This is a genomic window from Paenibacillus sp. F4 (assembly GCF_002894905.1).
GTDB lineage: Bacteria > Bacillota > Bacilli > Paenibacillales > Paenibacillaceae > Paenibacillus > Paenibacillus polymyxa_B.
Genome location: NZ_POVS01000013.1, coordinates 155,467 through 175,687, shown reverse-complemented (window position 1 = coordinate 175,687; position 20,221 = coordinate 155,467). Strand labels below are relative to the sequence as shown.

General features: G+C 47.8%; 24 protein-coding genes. All 24 read right to left on the bottom strand.

The features are described from left to right. Positions 1-477, bottom strand: coding sequence for a hypothetical protein (locus C1T21_RS13985; RefSeq protein WP_103048688.1), 477 nt, complete (start codon positions 475-477; stop codon positions 1-3). 155 nt (positions 478-632) lie between these two features. Next, complete coding sequence (locus C1T21_RS13980) at positions 633-1,484, bottom strand: TlyA family RNA methyltransferase (protein WP_023989243.1); 852 nt, start codon at positions 1,482-1,484, stop codon at positions 633-635. A 76-nt stretch (positions 1,485-1,560) separates the two neighbouring features. Further along, positions 1,561-3,459: a 1-deoxy-D-xylulose-5-phosphate synthase gene (gene dxs / locus C1T21_RS13975; protein WP_039270954.1), complete on the bottom strand. Its 1,899-nt coding sequence runs from the start codon at positions 3,457-3,459 to the stop codon at positions 1,561-1,563. Positions 3,460-3,566: 107 nt separating this feature from the next. Then, positions 3,567-4,490, bottom strand: coding sequence for a polyprenyl synthetase family protein (locus C1T21_RS13970; protein WP_103048687.1), 924 nt, complete (start codon positions 4,488-4,490; stop codon positions 3,567-3,569). After that, complete coding sequence (xseB, locus tag C1T21_RS13965) at positions 4,462-4,722, bottom strand: exodeoxyribonuclease VII small subunit (protein WP_013310814.1); 261 nt, start codon at positions 4,720-4,722, stop codon at positions 4,462-4,464. Before xseB ends, C1T21_RS13970 begins: the two co-directional genes overlap by 29 nt. Next, entirely contained in the window at positions 4,712-6,076 is a 1,365-nt protein-coding gene (gene xseA / locus C1T21_RS13960; RefSeq protein ID WP_103048686.1) for an exodeoxyribonuclease VII large subunit, read from the bottom strand. Before xseA ends, xseB begins: the two co-directional genes overlap by 11 nt. A 12-nt stretch (positions 6,077-6,088) precedes the next feature. Next, on the bottom strand, positions 6,089-6,946 hold the full coding sequence (gene folD / locus C1T21_RS13955) for a bifunctional methylenetetrahydrofolate dehydrogenase/methenyltetrahydrofolate cyclohydrolase FolD (RefSeq protein WP_103048685.1): 858 nt from the start codon (positions 6,944-6,946) through the stop codon (positions 6,089-6,091). 37 nt (positions 6,947-6,983) lie between these two features. Next, on the bottom strand, positions 6,984-7,433 hold the full coding sequence (gene nusB / locus C1T21_RS13950) for a transcription antitermination factor NusB (RefSeq protein WP_013310817.1): 450 nt from the start codon (positions 7,431-7,433) through the stop codon (positions 6,984-6,986). A 135-nt stretch (positions 7,434-7,568) separates the two neighbouring features. Continuing rightward, positions 7,569-7,802: a DUF2273 domain-containing protein gene (locus C1T21_RS13945; RefSeq protein WP_023989248.1), complete on the bottom strand. Its 234-nt coding sequence runs from the start codon at positions 7,800-7,802 to the stop codon at positions 7,569-7,571. A 15-nt stretch (positions 7,803-7,817) separates the two neighbouring features. Next, the gene (gene amaP, locus C1T21_RS13940; protein ID WP_013310819.1) at positions 7,818-8,357 is read right to left on the bottom strand and encodes an alkaline shock response membrane anchor protein AmaP; all 540 of its coding nucleotides are present in this window, start codon (positions 8,355-8,357) and stop codon (positions 7,818-7,820) included. Between the two features lie 73 nt (positions 8,358-8,430). After that, positions 8,431-8,844 carry an Asp23/Gls24 family envelope stress response protein gene (locus tag C1T21_RS13935; RefSeq protein WP_013310820.1) on the bottom strand — a complete coding sequence of 138 codons (414 nt, stop codon included), beginning with the start codon at positions 8,842-8,844 and terminating at the stop codon, positions 8,431-8,433. Between the two features lie 125 nt (positions 8,845-8,969). Beyond that, positions 8,970-10,313 (bottom strand): acetyl-CoA carboxylase biotin carboxylase subunit, encoded by a 1,344-nt coding sequence (accC, locus tag C1T21_RS13930; protein ID WP_103048684.1) that lies wholly within the window; start codon positions 10,311-10,313, stop codon positions 8,970-8,972. Between the two features lie 61 nt (positions 10,314-10,374). After that, on the bottom strand, positions 10,375-10,866 hold the full coding sequence (accB, locus tag C1T21_RS13925) for an acetyl-CoA carboxylase biotin carboxyl carrier protein (RefSeq protein ID WP_029517257.1): 492 nt from the start codon (positions 10,864-10,866) through the stop codon (positions 10,375-10,377). Between the two features lie 138 nt (positions 10,867-11,004). After that, positions 11,005-11,829 (bottom strand): SpoIIIAH-like family protein, encoded by an 825-nt coding sequence (locus C1T21_RS13920; protein ID WP_103048683.1) that lies wholly within the window; start codon positions 11,827-11,829, stop codon positions 11,005-11,007. A 62-nt stretch (positions 11,830-11,891) separates the two neighbouring features. Then, positions 11,892-12,533, bottom strand: a complete 642-nt coding sequence (gene spoIIIAG / locus C1T21_RS13915; protein WP_029517255.1) for a stage III sporulation protein AG — start codon at positions 12,531-12,533, stop codon at positions 11,892-11,894. 16 nt (positions 12,534-12,549) lie between these two features. Next, positions 12,550-13,320, bottom strand: coding sequence for a stage III sporulation protein AF (gene spoIIIAF / locus C1T21_RS13910; protein ID WP_103048682.1), 771 nt, complete (start codon positions 13,318-13,320; stop codon positions 12,550-12,552). A 37-nt stretch (positions 13,321-13,357) separates the two neighbouring features. Continuing rightward, positions 13,358-14,548: a stage III sporulation protein AE gene (spoIIIAE, locus tag C1T21_RS13905; RefSeq protein WP_103048681.1), complete on the bottom strand. Its 1,191-nt coding sequence runs from the start codon at positions 14,546-14,548 to the stop codon at positions 13,358-13,360. A gap of 12 nt (positions 14,549-14,560) precedes the next feature. Continuing rightward, complete coding sequence (gene spoIIIAD / locus C1T21_RS13900) at positions 14,561-14,950, bottom strand: stage III sporulation protein AD (protein ID WP_013310826.1); 390 nt, start codon at positions 14,948-14,950, stop codon at positions 14,561-14,563. Between the two features lie 8 nt (positions 14,951-14,958). Beyond that, the gene (gene spoIIIAC / locus C1T21_RS13895) at positions 14,959-15,162 is read right to left on the bottom strand and encodes a stage III sporulation protein AC (protein ID WP_010345636.1); all 204 of its coding nucleotides are present in this window, start codon (positions 15,160-15,162) and stop codon (positions 14,959-14,961) included. A gap of 12 nt (positions 15,163-15,174) precedes the next feature. Beyond that, on the bottom strand, positions 15,175-15,693 hold the full coding sequence (spoIIIAB, locus tag C1T21_RS13890) for a stage III sporulation protein SpoIIIAB (RefSeq protein WP_103048680.1): 519 nt from the start codon (positions 15,691-15,693) through the stop codon (positions 15,175-15,177). Then, positions 15,686-16,681 carry a stage III sporulation protein AA gene (gene spoIIIAA, locus C1T21_RS13885; protein WP_023989257.1) on the bottom strand — a complete coding sequence of 332 codons (996 nt, stop codon included), beginning with the start codon at positions 16,679-16,681 and terminating at the stop codon, positions 15,686-15,688. The genes spoIIIAB and spoIIIAA overlap by 8 nt, the downstream gene beginning before the upstream one ends. Positions 16,682-17,094: 413 nt before the next feature. Continuing rightward, positions 17,095-18,348: an aspartate kinase gene (locus C1T21_RS13880; protein WP_028540593.1), complete on the bottom strand. Its 1,254-nt coding sequence runs from the start codon at positions 18,346-18,348 to the stop codon at positions 17,095-17,097. A gap of 195 nt (positions 18,349-18,543) precedes the next feature. Further along, positions 18,544-19,101, bottom strand: coding sequence for an elongation factor P (gene efp, locus C1T21_RS13875; protein WP_029517249.1), 558 nt, complete (start codon positions 19,099-19,101; stop codon positions 18,544-18,546). Between the two features lie 33 nt (positions 19,102-19,134). Next, complete coding sequence (locus C1T21_RS13870) at positions 19,135-20,208, bottom strand: M24 family metallopeptidase (protein ID WP_061829060.1); 1,074 nt, start codon at positions 20,206-20,208, stop codon at positions 19,135-19,137. Between the last annotated feature and the right edge of the window lie 13 nt (positions 20,209-20,221).

Genomic DNA, 20,221 nt, shown 5'->3' with positions numbered 1-20,221 from the left:
TTAACCTTCATATTCCTCTTCTTCGAGGTCTTCCACTAATGTAATAAGGCGAATACTTCGCTCGTCCGTATCAACGTACAATACACCCGCGCAACCCGGATAGAGCAATAAATACGGCATGAGCTTGTCCCTTAAATCAGGACCACTCCACTCCATTGGTTTCTTGCGGCGTGACGTTTTGACCATATATGTCGAACCGTTTCGTACAGCCACGTAGTCTATAAACAAACGGCTATACACGGTATGTCCATTCACTTTAAAAGCAAGCGGTATTTTCATCTTCCCGCCCACTACTTCATATCCTGCTTCTTCGAGTAGGTCTGTGGCAGGCCCTTCGTCCAAGTCCTCGTTAATCGGTATCGTCTTTAGCACAAGCGGCCCTGGCTCCTTCAACCAGGCACGTAGGCTATATAAAGCCCATATCCCTAATATCACCCCGATCACAGCGATGATAACCGTATCATATCTTGTGTCCATGGACCGATCACCTCATGGACATATTCTAGGACAAGAAGTAAAATCCCTTTTCCTTTGTACATCTCATTATAGGCGAACGTGAGTTCTATAATCAATCCCTCACACCAAAAAGAGGTTCCCTTGAGTTCACAGAACTCATGGAGAACCCCTGAATGTTACTTACGCGATGGACCATTATTAAAAGTCTGACCTGCTTCCTGAACGGTACGTTCAATCAGTGGTCTGAAATCCATCTTCTCCAGCTGCGATTCTGCGGCTGGCAGCCCATCCAAACGCCAATGCGCTAAAAATTCAATATTGCCTTCTCCACCTGTAATAGGCGAATAAGCCAAACCTTGCAGCGTAAGTCCAAGCTCATGCGCAAACATCAGAATGGTCTGCAGTACTTCTTTATGCGTAGCAGGATCACGGACCACACCGGATTTTCCGACCTTTTCGCGTCCAGCTTCAAATTGCGGCTTGATGAGAGCTACAATATCAGCAGGTTGATGCAACAAGGCAAGCAACGGGGGCAAAATAATTCGTAATGAAATAAACGAAACGTCAATACTTGCGAAATTCGGCACTGAACCATTCAAATCCGCGGGTGTCATATATCTGAAATTCGTTTTCTCCATTACGCATACTCGTTCATCATTACGAAGGGACCAATCGAGCTGATTATAACCCACATCAATGGCGTATACGTATTCAGCTCCATGCTGAAGCGCACAATCCGTAAAACCTCCAGTGGACGAGCCAATATCCAGCATTGTCCTGCCCTTCATATCCAGCTCAAATTGACGGATGGCCTTCTCCAGCTTCAATCCTCCACGGCTTACATACGGATGCACCGAACCCTTAACTTTAAGCTCACTGGCACGTGGTACCTTCATCCCCGCCTTCTCAATCCGTTCGCTGTCCGCCAGCACTAGACCAGCCATAATCGCAGCTTTAGCTTTTTCACGGCTTTCAAAAAAGCCTTGTTCTACAAGTAATACATCAATGCGTTCCTTCGGAACAGACATGTTAATCTCCCTTTAGGCAGCCAGGCTGCTCTTGTCATACTTTTTATAAACGTCATGGTCTTCACTTCAAGTTACCCTATACGGATTGTCCCATGCCATATGCCGGCTCAGCAGCCCATTTACGCAGCTTTAAGCATACATCTTCAATGGTAAGACCTACTTCAGCACGCTGCTCTTTGATGGAGCCATGCTCCACGAACAGATCGGGAATCCCCATTAGGCGCACCTGTGCCTCTTGTATTTCGGCTTTAGCGTAAAATTCCAGTACAGCGCTACCCAAGCTTCCTGCTTCAGAAGCTTCTTCCAATACGATCAGCTTCGTATGCTGACGAGCCAGCTCACGCAACATATCCTCGTCCAAAGGCTTCAGGAAACGGGCATTCACGACGCCCACTTGCAAACCTTCCCGTTTCATCGCCTCCGCAGCCTCTGTCGCCACCTGGAGCATCGGTCCTGATGCGATTACAGCAAATCCCTCGCCTTTACGCAGGAGCTCCCAACTGCCGATGGGAATAGCCTGTAATTCTTTATCCATCGGCACGCCAACCACATTAACACGCGGGTAACGATAAGCAATTGGACCATCTTCATAGTCGAGCGCTGTTTTCATCATATGACGTAGCTCGTTCTCATCCTTTGGCATCATAAGCACAAGATTGGGGATATGACGCAAGAATGCCACATCAAACACGCCATGATGAGTTTCCCCGTCAGCCCCAACAAAACCTGCACGGTCAATCGCGAACATTACGTTCGCATTATGACGACAGATATCATGTACAATCTGGTCATAAGCACGCTGCATAAAAGTGGAATACACCGCAAACACCGGCTTCATCCCTTCCATTGCCAACGCAGCACACATGGTAGCTGCATGCTGTTCAGCAATGCCGACGTCAATCATACGGCTAGGAAACTCTTTACTAAACGGTACCAGTCCTGATCCACCAGGCATAGCAGGCGTGACCGCAACGATGCGCTCATCCTGCTCAGCCAGCTCAATCAACGTTCGACCGAAAATTTCCGTATACATCGGATTACCTACAGCTTTGAGTACCTGACCCGATTCAATTTTGTAGGGACTGATTCCATGCCATTTGTGTGAATCTGCTTCCGCAGGTTTATAGCCCTTGCCCTTGGTGGTTACGACATGCACCAATACAGGGCCAGTGACATTATCAGCCTGCTGGAAGGTTTCGATTAGCTTCGGCAAATCATGTCCGTCCACTGGACCGAGATACGTAAGTCCCAGTTCCTCAAACAGTACACCAGGCACCATCATATATTTAAGACTGTCCTTGACACGGCCAGCCGATTTGGCAAGTTTACCGCCGATCGCGGGTATTTTTTTCAGCAAAACTTCCAGCTCATCTTTTGCTCGCAAATAATGACGGTCCGAGCGGATTTTACTCAAATAATTATGCATGGCTCCTACATTAGGTGCTATGGACATTTCGTTGTCATTCAGAATGACCATTAAATTTTTGCGCTCATGACCGATATGATTCAACGCTTCGAAGGCCATCCCCCCAGTCAACGCTCCGTCTCCGATCATTGCAATGACTTTATTGTCCTCGCCCTTCAAATCTCGAGCCAAGGCCATTCCCATTGCCGCCGACAGAGAAGTGCTGCTATGACCGGCTTCCCAAACATCATGCTCGCTCTCACTTCTTTTTACAAAACCACAAAGTCCATCACGCTGACGAAGTGTATCAAAACGGTCCATTCGCCCTGTCAATATTTTGTGTACGTAGGCTTGGTGCCCAACGTCATAAATCATCTTGTCCTTCGGACTGTTATAGCAATAATGCAGGGCGATCGTGAGCTCAACCACTCCCAGATTCGATGCCAGATGCCCCCCAGTCACGGACAGCTTCTCAATCAAAAAGCTCCTGATTTCCTCGGCTAGAGAAGCCAACTCCTCAACCGACAGTGATTTCAGATCGCCTGGTTGCTTTATGTGTGGAAGCAGCACGCATATCTCCCCGCTTTCCTTCAAGTTTGTGTGTAAAGTTAACAAGTATTATATCACACTTTTTGACTGTGCTTAAACGCAGACAAGTCAAAACAGCTCTAACGCAACTAATGATCACGCTTCATCAGGTAATCGGCTATCTCCAGCAAACGAGAAGAATCGGGAATACCGCTCTCTGTTATCACTTTTTTAGCAGATGCGGTGAGTTCCTCCACCTGCCGCAAAGATGCGTCCATACCAATGAAATACGGATAGGTAACCTTCTCCTGTTCAACATCACTTTGCGTTTTCTTACCCATTTTGCTCTCATCGCCTATGAGGTCCAGTATATCGTCCTGGATCTGAAAAGCCAGCCCCAAGTCTCGTCCAAAGCGGCGAAGCGCCTCTAATTGACTCTTGTTCGCCCCACCAATCCGTCCACCTGCCAAGAGCGAGAAAATAATCAAATCAGCAGTTTTATGAAGATGGATATATTCCAGTTCCTCGATCCCCGTTATTCCTTGCTCGCCTGACATATCGGCGACCTGTCCACCTACCATGCCCCGCGCGCCACTCATTTCGGACAAATCCTCAACAATGGACAATAGCGAATCGGATGAAACACCGTGACGCCGTCCTGCTTGCACAATGCTGTAAAAGGCATGGGTCAACAGAGCATCACCCGCAAGGACGGCAACCGCCTCACCGTATACCTTATGATTCGTCAGCTTACCTCGCCGATAATCGTCATCATCCATGGCTGGCAAGTCGTCATGAATGAGAGAGTACGTATGTACCATTTCTACCGCACATGCCACTGGCAACGCAGCTTCCCTGCTTCCACCGAATGCTTCAGCAGCAGCGATCACAAGCAGAGGCCGCAGCCGTTTTCCGCCTGCGGTGAGTGAATAATTCATAGATTCTCGAAGAACATCGGGAATGTTCCAATCGGCCGGGAACTGCTCGGTCAGCGCAGACGAAACCGCATCCGCCGTCCCGGTTAAATATTCCTTGAACGACGGTCTATTCAAGCCCTTCACCGCCGTTTTCATCTAATCCGCCGCCAAAAGGCTTCTTGCGCAAATCTCCATCCTCTTCCACGATCATTTCAATTTTACGTTCGACCTGCTCCAGCTTTTGACTGCAAAGCTGAGACAGCTTCATCCCCCGCTGGAACAAATCAATGGCTTGCTCCAGAGGAACGTCTCCATGCTCCAGTTGTCCGACAATTTCTTCAAGAGCGGCCATAGCCGCTTCAAAATTCAATTCCGTTTCATTCGCCACCGTGCTTCGCGTCCTCCTTCATTCCCCATACTTGGCAGTCCAACTGCCCATCACTTACTTTAATCTTGATGGAATCTCCCGGCTGTACGTCTTTGAGCGACTTAATCAGCCGTTTCTCCTGCTCATCGTATACCAAGCTATAGCCTCGGGCCATGACTTTGAGTGGGCTCAGCGCATCCAGCTGACGAATTCCCGTGTGCAACTGCTGCCGTCCCGTTTTCGTAATAGCACGCATCGCAGACTCCAGCTGACGTTGCGCCATATCCGTCTGCTTACGTGCCGAACGAATTTGTTCACGCGGATTAAACCGCTCTAGTACCTGACGCATACGTGCGTTCTTTTCTGCGTTTAAGCGCGAACGGTTACCCGCTGCGCGGATTAGCCGCTGCTGCAGCATGTCCATTCGCTCTGCATGCTGTAGCATATAGCGGCGTGGGTGCAGCAAGACTGGTGAACGCTGAAGCCTCGCCAAGCGTTCGCGGCTGGTTTCCAGCCGCTGCCGGAGGGCGTTACGCAGGCGTTGCTCACGCTGGAGCAGCTGATCCCGTAGCTCTGCCTGATTAGGCACAGCCAACTCAGCTGCTGCGGTTGGCGTTGCTGCACGCAAGTCAGCCACAAAATCGGCAATGGTAAAATCCGTTTGGTGTCCAACTGCCGAAATAACCGGAATGACCGATGCGTAAATGGCGCGCGCAACCGCTTCCTCATTAAACGCCCACAGTTCTTCCAACGAGCCACCTCCCCGTCCGACGATCATCACCTGAACCTCTTGCATACGATTCATAGCTTCAATTGCCTTGACAATCGAGGGTGCGGCACCTTTTCCTTGTACAAGCACAGGATACAACACAATTCCAGCCTGCGGGTATCGCCGTTGAAGTGTCGTAATAATATCACGCACAGCCGCTCCGGTCGGTGACGTAATCACGCCAATGGTTGCCGGATGGGCAGGGAGATTACGCTTACGAGCAGTATCAAACAATCCCTCTGCATCCAGCTTTTGCTTGAGCTGTTCGTAAGCCAAATAAAGGCTTCCTATACCATCAGGCTGCATTTGAGTCGCATAAAACTGATATTGTCCATCTCGTTCGTACACGGATACGTTTCCCCGGGCAATAACACGCGTACCTTCTTTCGGTACGAAGGGAAGCCGCTGATTATGGGTTGCAAACATAATCGAACGTATGCGGCTCCCCTCATCCTTGAGCGTAAAGTACATGTGACCACTCGAATGATGCGTAAAATTAGAAATTTCCCCGCGTATCCATACATCAGACAGCACCTGATCCGATTCCAGTTTCATCCGGATATAACGATTCAGGTCCTTTATAGAGTAAATACGTTGTTCAGCCATAGGCAGCTGCCCTTATGCCAAACCGTGCGACCGCTTGGCCGCTACAAGCGTATTTTGCATCAGCATCGTAATCGTCATCGGGCCTACTCCGCCGGGAACAGGCGTAATCGGACCAGACACTTGCTTCACGCTCTCAAAATCAACGTCCCCCGCCAGCTTTCCGTTCTCCAGACGGTTCATCCCCACATCTATCACAACCGCTCCGGGCTTCACGAACGATGCATCAATAAAGTTGGCTTTGCCGATCGCAACGACTAAGATATCCGCTTGTCGACTTAGATCCCCGATATTCGCTGTACGGGAGTGGCACATCGTAACCGTAGCATTTTCACGTTGCAACAATAAAGACACTGGCTTGCCTACGATATTACTGCGACCTATAACTACCGCATGTTTACCAGCAATCTCCACTCCAGCACGCTTGATTAACTCAATGACTCCAGCAGGAGTACAAGGCAATAGACTATCGTCACCGATGACCAAATTCCCTACGTTCACCGGATGGAATCCATCCACATCCTTCTCCACTGCAATCGCGTCAATGACAGCTTTTTCATGAATATGCTTTGGCAACGGCAGTTGAACCAAAATCCCATGGATAGTACTTTGATGGTTCAGCTTGTCCACTAGTTCCAGTAATGCTTCCTGCGAAGTATCTGCTGCCAACCGGTGAACCTCTGAGTAATAGCCGAGATCATGGCACGCCTTTTCCTTGTTTTTAACATACACCTGCGAAGCGGGATCTTCGCCTACCAATACAACAGCCAGTCCCGGTTGAAAGCGGTGCTCTTTCAGACGAATGACCTCTTGCTGAATACTTGCGCGAATATCCTGAGAGATTTGTTTACCATCAATGATCGGTGCTGACATGTTTAACCACTCTCCAACCTGATTCAGTAGTCTCTACTTAAAAACGTGCTTTCAATTGCTCCAGTTCTTGAATCACTCGTCCCAGTACACCATTAACAAATTTACCGGATTCCTCGGTACCAAAGTGCTTCGACAACTCAATCGCTTCATTAACAGCTACCTTGGCTGGAACATCTTCACGGAAAATCATCTCATATGCCGCAAGTCTCAAAATTTGACGATCTACACGTGAAAGTCTGCTGATCTGCCAGCCTTTAAGATAATCCACCAACAGCCCATCAATGGCTTCCTTGTGCTCCCACGTACCCCGCACATGCTCTAAAACATACGCTCTTAATACTGCCGCGTTTTTAACGACAACTTCCGCTTCGTTTTCCTCAGCGGCTTCCTGAAGCAACATGTCCACGGCTGCTGCCGCATCCACTTCATTCATTTCCATATGGTACATACTCTGTACCGCTAATTCCCTCGCCAGACGTCTTTTCATGCCCTGCCTCCTACGCTTGCCTATATCTATTTTTCATTCTAACCAATTTCCACAAAAAAACCTGTGAACGCATCCTCCAAAACGTTGGGCGCAAAGAAGCTACAGCTCTATTTTGGAGAACACGTATCACAGGGTTCATTTAAAAGGACGCCAACGCTGCGACAACCAATCGCCCCATTCCTTCCAAGGGAGAAATGAACCAAGCGCTGAATCGCTACGTCTTCCTAGCGTATATCCGATGAACACCATCAATGCAAAGAACAACATATTCCAAAAGCCTGCCCACAAATAAATAAAACCGAAAAAAATACCAGCCGTGATCCCCATGATCCGGCCCTTGTAACTTCCCCATATTTCTTTCCAGGGCATCAGGGAAAATCACCTCTATTCCACACGACTCTTAAAGCTGGGTGACTGAGAAACATTAGCGATGTACACCGACACATTGGACACAGGAATTCCTGTAATTTCTTCCACATGATCGTGTACCCCCTTTTGTACCTCGGAGGTTAACACCGGAATGGAGCTTTCCCCGTCTACAACCGCCCGAATCGTAATATCAAGTCCCGATTCCAACACGCGAACGCGTGCTTTCAAATCCTGCATCCCGCGAAATCGGGAGGCTGCTTTGAGGCACAGATTTTCAATGGTGTCCACTGAAATCTGAATGTCACCATATTCCGTTCGTTGATCAATAGAATGCTGTACGGTTTGGTTCCGTCGAATAGAGATATAAAAAAAACGAAGACTCAATAACAACAGAACCCCTGCAATAATCAGGCTGGTAAACCACACCACTCGCTCATCCTCAATACTTAAAACATACGGAATGGCCCCGCTCAGGAGGAGGATGGCGAGAATGGAAATAATTCCGATACTTAAGCTGTACAAGAACAGCAGAAGTCTGTCCATAACTTTAGCCACGAAACGCACAGCCTCCTTAAATTAGAGTAAACCCTCGACCCATAAGGGTCGGGGGTTTGTACAAAGTATCGCTCTATTTAACCCGTCCGGCGCCCAGCACTTCCGGCTCTTCTACTTTTTCGGCATTTTTGAATTGAACATCATGAATTTGCACGTTCACTTCAACAACGTTAAGACCTGTCATGTTCTCAATCGAACGCTTAACATTATGCTGAATAGCAGCAGCCACCTCAGGCAGACGGTTACCGTACTCAATAATGACGGAGACGTCTACAGCAGCTTCACGCTGTCCGACTTCCACTTTTACACCTTTAGATAAATTTTTGCGGCCTAGCAGTTCGGCAAACCCACCAGCAAATCCGCCACTCATTCCCGCTACGCCTGGTACCTCAACGGTAGCCAGTCCGGCAATGACTTCAATAACTTCTGGGGCAATTTGAATCTCCCCAATTTCTGTACGTTCGAATTCGGTTGGCACTGTGCTCATACCTTCAACACCTTTCGGTCAAAATAAGTTTCATTCCAGCTTTGGATTTCAAAGCAGACATGCTCACTTATTATCCATACTATATCATTTGGCGTTCATTATGACAAACTGAGGAAATATACCGATTAAACTTCGTTTTCCTCCAAAAATTTAATATCAAAATCGCCTTTAATAAAGGTCGGATGCTCTAGCAAGCGCTGATGAAAAGAAATCGTTGTGGGTATGCCCTCAATAGCAAACTCAGACAAAGCCCGCTTCATTTTGGCAATTGCATCTTGCCGTGTAGGTGCCCACACAATCAGCTTGGCGATCATAGAGTCATAATAAGGAGGAATGCTATAACCTGGATATGCTGCGCTGTCTACCCGTACTCCAGGACCGCCTGGAGGCAGATAAAATCCGATTTTACCCGGTGCAGGCATAAAATTACGATCCGGATCCTCAGCGTTAATACGGCACTCTATCGCCCAACCATTGATGGTGACTTCTTCCTGCGTAAAGGAAAGCGGATGTCCTTCAGCGACAGAAATCATTTCCTTAATCAGGTCTACACCAGTAATCATTTCTGTTACGGGATGTTCTACCTGAATACGTGTATTCATTTCCATGAAATAGAAATTATTGTCCGGGCCGAGCAAAAATTCGAGAGTACCTGCACCAGAGTATTGAACGGCCAAAGCTGCACGAACAGCTGCCTGACCCATTTCTTCACGGACATCCTGCGAAAGTACAGGACATGGTGCTTCCTCCAACAACTTCTGACGACGACGCTGCACAGAGCAGTCCCGTTCGCCCAAATGGGCAACATTACCATGCTTGTCCGCTATGATCTGTATTTCCACATGTTTCATACCGGTCAAATATTTTTCTAGGTACACACCCGCGTTGCCAAATGCTTTTTGCGCCTCCTGCTGAGCGGTAGTGATTTGCTGAATAAGGTTATCCTCATCCTCAGCGATACGAATACCTTTACCTCCGCCACCTGCTGTGGCCTTGATAATTACCGGATATCCGATATCACGTGCGATGCTGATTGCATCCTGCAAATCCTCAACCAGCCCGTCTGAACCCGGAATAACCGGAACTCCGGCATCCTTCATGGTCTGCTTGGCTACGGCCTTATCTCCCATTTTGTTAATGGCTTCAGGAGAAGGACCAATAAACGTAATATTACACGATTCGCAAATTTCAGCGAAGTCTGCGTTTTCCGCCAAAAATCCGTACCCTGGATGAATGGCGTCACATTCAGTCAATGTAGCAACGCTCATCAGATTCGTAAAATTAAGGTAGCTGTCCTTAGATAGCGTCGGTCCGATACAGTAAGCCTCATCTGCGAGACGCACATGTAACGAATCCTTATCAGCTTCCGAATATACAGCAACTGTCGAAATATTCATTTCGCGGCAAGCGCGAATGATACGAACCGCAATTTCTCCACGATTCGCAATCAATATTTTTTGAAATGTCATGACTTTATCCTCCCTGGGAGCAGTCTTGCCGAACCCTCAAAAGAGGGTTCAAACAAGCTTTTTACTCCGGTTTCACAAGGAACAATGGCTGGCCATACTCGACCAACTGTCCGTTTTCGGCCAAAATTTCCACAATTTCGCCCTTCACTTCAGCTTCCAGCTCATTCATCAGCTTCATCGCTTCAATGATACATACCGTTGTTTTTTCGCCCACTTTGCTGCCAATACTCACATACGGAGCCGTATCCGGGGATGAAGAACTATAGAAAGTGCCTACCATCGGAGATACGATCTTATGTAGATTGCTTGCATATTCCCTCGGTTCCCCAGCAGTTGTAGATCCAACATCGGACTGTACTTGTGGATTTGGAATAACAGCTTGTGGTGCCACTGCATAAGCAGGTGTTGCCACAGGAGCCTGTACCGTAACGATCTCGCTTTTGCCCGGTTTCCGGATCAACAGGCGAGTTCCTTCATTTTCAATTTCAAGCTCATGCACAGACGTTTCATCCACCAGCTTGATCAATTCCTTAATCTCGCTTAATTTAAACATCTCTATTAATCACTCCTTCAGCATTTTGCCGGTTGCTGATAACATTGTTGAAACAGCTTTATGTATTATATCACAATCATTAAAAATAGAAAGAGCCCGGAATAATGCAGAAATCCGGGCTTTTTCGCGTTTTTTGTCTTATTGTGTAACATACTGGACACTGATCTTATCCTGCGTTACGTTCAGCTCCTTCATGACTTTATCGACAATTGTTACCGCTTGCTTAGCATCCAATTTTTCACTCAGAACCACTACTTTGTATTTATCAGCATCTTCCTCACGGACGACCGCATTGGCGAACTGCTGCTGAAGCTCTTCTTCAATTCCAGTAATTTTAGCCTGCTTATCTTCAAGTACATGTAATTCCTTTTGAGCCTCCGCAGCTTTCTTTGGTGTGCTGTCGTTCATTGCGGTAGTCAATTCATCATTTTTCTTCTGATTTTCCACGTCCCGTTCCAGCAAATAGTTGTCAATCACAGCTGCTGCTGTAGGTTGAGCAGCTTGATCGGTTGCCACTTGATCCAGTACCTGCTGGTCGGTTTTGGCTGTAGAGGCTGCTTTGTCGTCACTTTGTGCTGTCGCGTCCGTCTTAGTCGCAGTTGTGTTTTGATCGGATGTCGCTGGTTCAGTAGTAGGGATAGCTGCCGTATCTTTATCGCCTTTTGAGTTTTCTGTTGCTGGGTCAGTTGTAGAAGCCGTATCCGACTTTGTGGAAGTTGCTGATGCTCCATCAGTTACTTCTCCATTCGTCACTACTTCATTTACCTTCAGTTCGTTCAATTGTTCCTCTGCCTTCGTCGTTGCTTCCTGTGCGGCATCCTGCTTAACCTTGCTCACTTGCTCACTATCGGCTACTGGTGGATTTGCAGGGCTTGAGTCCTCTGTAAACAAATAATACGCAGACAGCACGACCATTAAACTCAGCATGGACACCAGCCAAACGGTTTGTCTTTTATTATTCATGTTCCGTCCTCCATATTCATAAATGGTTTAAAATATAAACTTATTTGTTCCTAAATTCCAAATTATCCCTGCTTGCGCGGTACGACTGAAATTTTGTAGGAAGGTACATTTAGTCCCTTCTGTACAGCATCGACAATTAGCTGCTTCACTGTAGGGTTTTCTGCCCCCATAGCCACAACAAGCACTCCCCTCACCTGCGGTTTTACTTTTTTTGTCACAATCGGGGTGTGCTGGCCACCTGATGACTCATAGGTGACAATCTCGCCATCACGTGTATATTGAGTAGTGTGTCGTTGTCCGCCATTAGCGTCCGTCTCGTTGTTCTCTTCCTGCATGTCCTTTACATTGCGTTGAACGATAACTTCTTCGGTGGAATCTACCGTAACCATGACATCGACGGTTCCTACGCCAACAATCTGCTCCAGCATCTGTTTCATATTGTCCTCAAAAACCTTCTCGATCCCGGCAAAGGAACTTTCTTCACCTGTTGTTGTCTCTAACGTAGGCTCATTTTTCATCACGCCAGGCGGCTCACGGCCTACGTTTTCTGGATCAACCTTTTTCACATTAACGAATGAATTAAAAAGCATGATCGCTACACCGATAAGGCCAAGTATAAGCAGCCAACGAAATGAGTTGAATCTTTTCGCCCCATCCGCCCCTCCACCCAGCCATTGCTCCAGCTTTTTCAGCCATTTGCTCATTTCTACTCACCTCCTGTTACCATTCATGTGTTCCATCCTGCGAAGAAACCACCTGAACATTTTTGCTGTCTATCCCCCATTTTTCACTTAGAAGTCCTGTAATTAAGCCAAAAGCTTTCGTATCCGTTGGCTTTCCGTCCTCAGCAGTTTTATCAGGATTACGATCATCTTCTCGTGTTCCTTCATTAAGTTCTGAAGTTTTTGTATGTGTCGGTTCCACACGAATATTCACTGTCTTTTCGGTTACAGGCTCCACCATTATCGGCTTGGCATCTGCACCAGGCGAGACGTCTGTGTTTTTCTTTTCTTTTTCTGGCTGCTGCTCTGCCAATTTGACCACTACCGACTGGACACCCGTTCCTGCCTCCAGCCCCGATTCCTTCTGTTGAATCTTTGCAAGGGTAACCTGGACCGACTGAATTGCTAACCCAGTATACTGTTCCAACTGTCCTTTCATTTCCTTAGCTACCTCTTTGCCAGCCCATTGCATGGAGCTTTGTTCTTGCTGTTGCTTCAACTGGCTGCCTTTTGCTAAAATCTCCTCCAATGTCGGTTCCCTCTTGCCTGTCTCAGCCTGACGTTGAAGATCCAATGCTCGCCCTAGAACCTCGGAGGGGCTGCTGCTCAGTAAGCGCACGACCGGAGACAGCAACGTCAGCAGAATAAGCAGGCTGAGAACGAGTTTTACATACCTTTCCATAGATCGGCTCGGTAAGATCATATCGACAAAAGAAGCCAGCAACACGATTAACACCAGTTCCTTAAGCCAGCCTCCCAGCCAGGTCACGTCACTCCCCTCCCCCTTGTTGGTTTACATGCATTGGTTACCTCATCATGACCGTCATATTGCCTGCTGCGAGCATGACTGTAATCGCAAGGAAGGACATTAATCCCACTGCCGCCAGCGCCGCGAAAACATAAATCATGCTCTTGCCGATTGCATCCAGACATTCCACGATAGGCGTATCACCCAAAGGCTGCATGATCGCTGCTGTCACTTTATAAATGAGAGCCAGTGTCAGAATCTTGAGGGCGGGAAAGGCGCACAGGAACAAAATAATAATGACTCCTACCAGACCAATGGCATTTTTAACGAGCAGCGAAGCCGAAATGACTGTATCTGTCGCATCTGCCAACGCCTTGCCGACCACCGGAACAAAGCTACCTGTAATATATTTGGCTGTGCGGATCGTTAATCCGTCAGTAACCGACGATGTCAAGCCTTGTACCGAAATGACTCCCAGAAATATGGTCAGCAGCACTCCCAGCACTGCTACTCCAGCGTTCCGCAACAGATCGGCTAGCTGGGTCAGTTTGTATTTGCCCGTCAACGAGTTGACCAAGTACAGCACAGCCGAGAAGAAAAGCAGCGGGAAAACCAGCGTATGAATGACTGTTCCGACCGTGTTGATCATAAATACAATCAGCGGGTGGGTCACCGAAACTGTTACGACGTTACCCATCGAGGCTAACATGGTAAACAACAGGGGCAACATTGCCATCATGAAGTGAATCATGCTATCAATCGCTTCTTTGGCATAACCAATCGCTACACTAAAGCTATTAATCGCCAGAATGATAATGACCATGTATACGATAGCGTAGGCCACTTTGCTGACCTGTTTGCTTTCAAAAGCGCTTTGCAGCGTTTCCAGCACCATACTCATAATGCTGAGCATGACGATGGTGACGAGCAACTTGGCATTTACTCGGATTTCATGGATGAAAAAATCAGCTATAGCGCTCAATACACCCTTTATGCTGAACCCTTCACCGCCTGGAAGCAGCATGTCCATGAAGGAAGGCGTTTTCTGATCCGGGAAAAATCCGCCGTATTGCTGCATGAGCCCGTCCCAATAATGTTCTACTTCATCTTTGGGCATTTGCTCCGCCTGCTGTCTGATCCATTCGTTTGTCGGTGTATCTGCAAAGAGGACCGCAGCTGAGGCACACCAAAGACATAGCAACAACATCGCAATTACTTTGAGATTCGGCATGCCCCGTAGCCTTTTCATGGCATCACCCCCTCAGGCGGGCATCAGCTTCAGAATGGTATCAATAATAATGCTGATAATCGGGATTGCGAGCACCATGATGAGTACCTTTCCGGTAAGCTCAATTTTGGAAGCAATCCCGTCTTGTCCTGCATCCCGAACGATTTGCGCTCCAAATTCAGCAATATAAGCGATACCGATTATTTTCAATACGGTTTTAAAATAGATCATATCCATGCCTGAAGACCGGGCCAGTCGCTCCAGTACAGCAACCACAGATCCGATCTTGCCAATCAGCAGCAAAAAAATGACGATTCCCGCAGCTGTTGCAATCAAAAAGGCAAACATCGGCTTCTGTTCCTTAATGACTAAAATGAGGACTGTGGCAATGAGGGCGAAGCCCACCACCTGAATGATTTCCATGTGTCCACCTACTGAAAAAGAAAGATAGATTTGATCTCTTGCAGAAGGTTATCCAGCATTCGCACCACCATGAATAGGACCACGACGAAACCAATGACCGTTACCCAGTGGGCCATGTCTTCTTTGCCCATTTGCTTTAATACGGTATGAATCATAGCGATAATAATGCCAATTCCGGCAATCTGGAAAATTGCGTTCACTTCTAAATTCATTCGAGCACCCCGCTAATAGATCAAAATGACGATCAATGCTCCGATCAGCAGTCCCAGGCTCCTGCTCATACGCTCGTACCTCACCTGATCTGCCTGCGCTTGCGCTTCCTCATGGGATAACTGCTGAATGGTCAGCGCAATGTGCTTGATCTGGTCTTCACGGTCGCTGGTTCCAAGGCTGTAAGCAAGCTGCCTCATCGCTTCCTTCTCGGCTTGCTTCATAGAGGAACGGCTCCACGAGTCTTCAATCGCTTTATGCAAGCTTTCTCTGGCAGTCAGGCCAAAAGAGGGGTGCATCCAGCGTGAGGCTTGCTGAAACAGAGTGCGCAGTGGCTCTCGCAAGGACTCTCCTGTCTTGGCGAAAGCATCTGGTAGCGGAGACACCCCGTAGGAAACCTCGGTGGTCAGTCTTTGCAGCGCAAGAATCAACTCCCTGATTTGCCGCGGCCTCATCGCAAACTGCCTTGCCCGCTGCCAGCCTGCCAGCGTAGCGGCCAGTATAACCAAGGCTGCACCCAGCAGCTTAAGCATAGGAGATGCCCCCATTCTGCCCTTCTCCAGGCAGTGTAAGCCTGCGCTGCTTGGCATCTGCCAGCCGAAATGAGACGCCCCGGCTCGTCCGCTCCAGCATGACGTAGAGCTGGAACAGCTCTTGCCCTGTAGTTAATCCAGCAAAAGCAGACCGGGTCGCCATTTCAGCCACATCGCGACCATGTGCGGAAGCAATGACTGCAATGCCTGCATGAAGTGCTTCGCGCACCGCCTCCGCATCTTCCGGTCGTCCGATTTCATCAACAATGAGGACATCCGGTGACATCGAGCGGATCATCATCATCATGCCTTCTGCTTTCGGACATCCGTCCAATACATCGGTGCGAGGCCCGACATCAAAACCGGGGATACCTTTGTGACTACCAGCGATCTCAGAGCGTTCGTCTATAATGCCTACCTTGAGTCCATTCCGTCGCCCCCCATTGCTTTCCATCCCTCCGTAACTGAGTTGCCGAGCCAAGTCCCTAAGCAGTGTCGTTTTGCCATGCTGAGGAGGGGACAAAATGAGGGTGTGCCGGATTTTCCCGGACATTCGATCTGCTACATAAGGCAATATCCGATCAGCTATGCCGGGAATTGCACGAGCAATTCTTACATTAAAGCTGCTTATATCCCTCAAATGCTCCACTCGTCCTCGGTTGAGCACGGTTCTCCCTGCCAAGCCAATACGATGACCGCCAGGGATCGTAATAAACCCTTTACGAAGCTCCTCTTCCATGGTATACAGTGAATGATTGCTGATAAAATCCAGCAGTCGGTGGGCATCCTCACGGTCAGGCTTATAGGCTTCCACATGGTTCAAAGTGAGCCGACCCGCAGACGTTACAAAATGATGATCACCATTTGCATTAATTTCCAACGGCCTTCCTTCCCTGACCCGGATTTCTTCCAGTTGCTTAAATACCGTTTCTGGAAGCCTTCCGAGTATACCGTGCAACGGTTCGGGAAATAACTCCAGCCATTCCATACCGATGCCGCCCCCTCACAGTTGTCCTTTTTCTTTAAGACAAGTCTATGGTTGACTCTCGCTTTTTATGCCGAAAATATATTGAAAACCTAGGCAAACTTTTGCTAACTCCTATCAACGCTCAACAGACCTTTCCCCCGCTTGTTAAAGCACCATTCTCTAATTCGCACAAATAAAAAAGGGCCTCTCAAAGCCTTGTCGGCTAAGGGATACCCTTGGGTAGAAAAGATAGATTCAGCAAAAAAAGAGGCTGCCCCTCAGTCTAACTCTCACTGATGGGACAACCTCTTAACCTACTGCTGTATTCTATGATTTATCAAACTATAAATAGAGGGCATATAATGTATCAACCTTTACCTGTCATAGCATCGTTCACATTAGACATATTCAGGGTCTAGATCACGTTGCAGTTATTAACGACGGTCTTGCGGTCCACCCACAAACGCTTGCTCCTCGGTGTCCAGGTTATAAGCTGTATGCAGCGCCTGAATAACCTCATGAAGTTTACCCGCTTCAATTACACACGATACTTTGATTTCAGATGTACTTACCATTTTAATGCTAACGCCTTGCTCTGCCAGTACGGCAAACATTTGCGCAGCAACACCCGGATGGCTAACCATTCCTGCACCTACAATGGATACCTTCACCAGGTTTTCCTCAGAAGTTACTTCACGGTATGGAAGCTCTCCACGAATACCTTCCAGCGTCTTCAGTGCTGCTTCACGATCCGTCAGAGCTACTGTAAAGGAGAAATCCGCTTTACCAGCTTCAACCCCGCTTTGTACAATAATGTCTACATCAATTTTGGCTGCCGCCAGTGTTCCGAATACTTTCGCCAGTACACCGGGGATATCGGCGACGCCCAAAATACTGATTCTTGCTACATTTTTATCATATGCAATCCCACTGACTACAACGCCCTGTTCCATTACTGCATCCTCCTTTACGACCGTTCCTTCATTATGGTTAAAACTGGACCGCACAATCAGCGGTACCCGGTTATGTTTGGCATATTCTACCGCACGAGGATGCAATACAGCTGCACCCAGATTGGCTAATTCCAGCATTTCATCATAAGAAATTTCTTTTAGCTTACGAGCAACTTTCACGATCCGTGGATCTGTTGAATATATACCGTCCACATCCGTGTAAATTTCGCAGGCATCCGCTTGAATCGCCGCCGCCAGCGCAACGGCTGTCGTATCAGAGCCACCACGTCCCAGCGTCGTAATGTCTCCCTCTGCAGACATCCCTTGGAAACCAGCTACAACAACGATCTTGTTGCTGCTCAGTGCATCCAGCACACGCTGAGGTTGAATATCCGTAATCCGTGCTCGACCAAAGTCAGATTCAGTACGAAAACCAGCCTGCCATCCCGTAAACGATACCGCTTCATGACCCAACTGCTGAATAGCCATCGACAATAAGGCGATTGAAATTTGCTCACCTGTCGTCATCAACATATCCAACTCACGTGCAGGCAACTGTTCATTCAACAATTTGGCCTGGTCAATCAGTTCGTCTGTCGTGTCTCCCATTGCGGAAACGACCACTACACATTGATGCCCTTCACTCTGTTTCTCAACAACGCGTTTTGCCACGCGCTTCATGCGCTCCGTGTCACCGACGGAACTGCCTCCGAATTTCATGACATACAAAGACAACGTTATTCACTCCCTCAGACTCAACAGTATGTAACCTTGAGATGGCACCAAACGACTGAACGTGACATCCTGCGGCATAACTTTAGTACAGTATAATACGAAAGTGCTGTGTGGAGCCAATGTTTTTTAATATTAGTGCTTATAAAAATATCCCCTGCCCTTACAAGGACAGAGGAAATCTAAAAGTTGCAAATTTTATGCGCGAGACATGTATTTGCCGTCACGTGTATCAATCAACAATACGTCATCTTGGTTAATGAACAAAGGAACTTGAACATTCAAACCCGTTTCCAGTTTGGCATTTTTGGTAGCACCTGTAGCCGTATTACCTTTAATGCCTGGCTCTGTTTCGATTACTTTCAGTTCCACGCTTGTAGGCAGGTTAATACCCAGAATTTCGCCGTTATAGCTGACGATATTTACATTCATGTTTTCTTTCAGGAAGTTAAGCTCCCATTTCAGTTGATCGCTGGACAATGTGAATTGATCATATGTTTCATTATCCATGAATGTATGGTCGTCTGCACTAGCGTACAGATAGGACACACCACGATTTTCGATTTGCGCCCGACCGATCGTTTCACCCGCACGGAATGTACGTTCAACGGTGTTACCGTTACGCAAGTTTTTCAACTTTGAGCGTACGAATGCAGCACCTTTACCCGGTTTTACGTGTTGGAAATCCAGCACCGTAAAAATATCTCCGTCTACCTCGACGGTCAAACCTGTTTTAAAATCATTAACGTTAATCACTAAAATACCCCTCCTACAGGACTGTTATCGTTATTAAACGACTGTAAATTCTTTGCTCGAATGTGTTAATACTTTGATGCCGCTATCTGTAATAACGATATCATCCTCGATCCGTACACCGCCCAATCCAGGGACATAGATACCTGGCTCGACCGTTACCACCATACCCGGCTCCAGAATATCATCACTCGCCTTCGACAGACGTGTAGATTCATGTACTTCAAGACCCAGACCATGACCTGTACTGTGCCCGAAATTGTCTCCATAGCCATGGCTCGCAATAATATCCCGGGTCAGTGCATCCGCTTCACGGCCTGTCATGCCCGGCTTAATATGTTCGAGTGCGTGAAGCTGCGCCTTAAGTACAATATCGTAGATCTCACGCAATTGGGGCGCTAAATCCCCTTGTGTAGCCACTGTACGTGTCAAATCGGAGCAGTAGCCATCCAGCAACGCACCAAAATCAAACGTAATCAGCTCGCCTGCTTGTACTAACTTAGCACTGGCTACGCCATGAGGCAAAGCCGAACGAACCCCGGAAGCCACAATTGTGTCAAATGAAGAGGATGTAGCTCCCTGCTTGCGCATGAAGAATTCCATTTCCAGATCCAGCTCACGCTCGCTGACACCTGGCTTGATGTAAGGTAATATGTGTGCAAATGTAGCATCTGCCAAATCCGCTGCCCGCTGCATCACTTCCAGCTCTTCTGCATCCTTGTACACCCTTAATTTCTCCACAATGCCCGACACCGGAACCAGTGAAATAGGTGACAAATCTTCGCTATAAGCTTTATGCGTCGCAACAGTTACAGCGTCTTGCTCGAAGCCTGTTTCGCTGATCTGATGGGAAGACAGCAATTCTTTCACCGTTTCCATGACCTGTGCAGCGTGCTGCACCACCGTGAAGCCTTCGGCTTGTTCGGTCGCTTGCGTCATATAGCGAAAGTCAGTCAGCAAATAGCTATGGGATTCCGTAATCAGCACATAACCCGCCGAACCTGTGAAGCCTGTCAAATATCGACGATTGACAGGGCTAGTAATTAGCATAGCCCGCAGATTATGCTCGCCCAGCGCCTGCCGCAGCTTTAACACCCGGTCATTCTTCATCTTTCATTCCGCT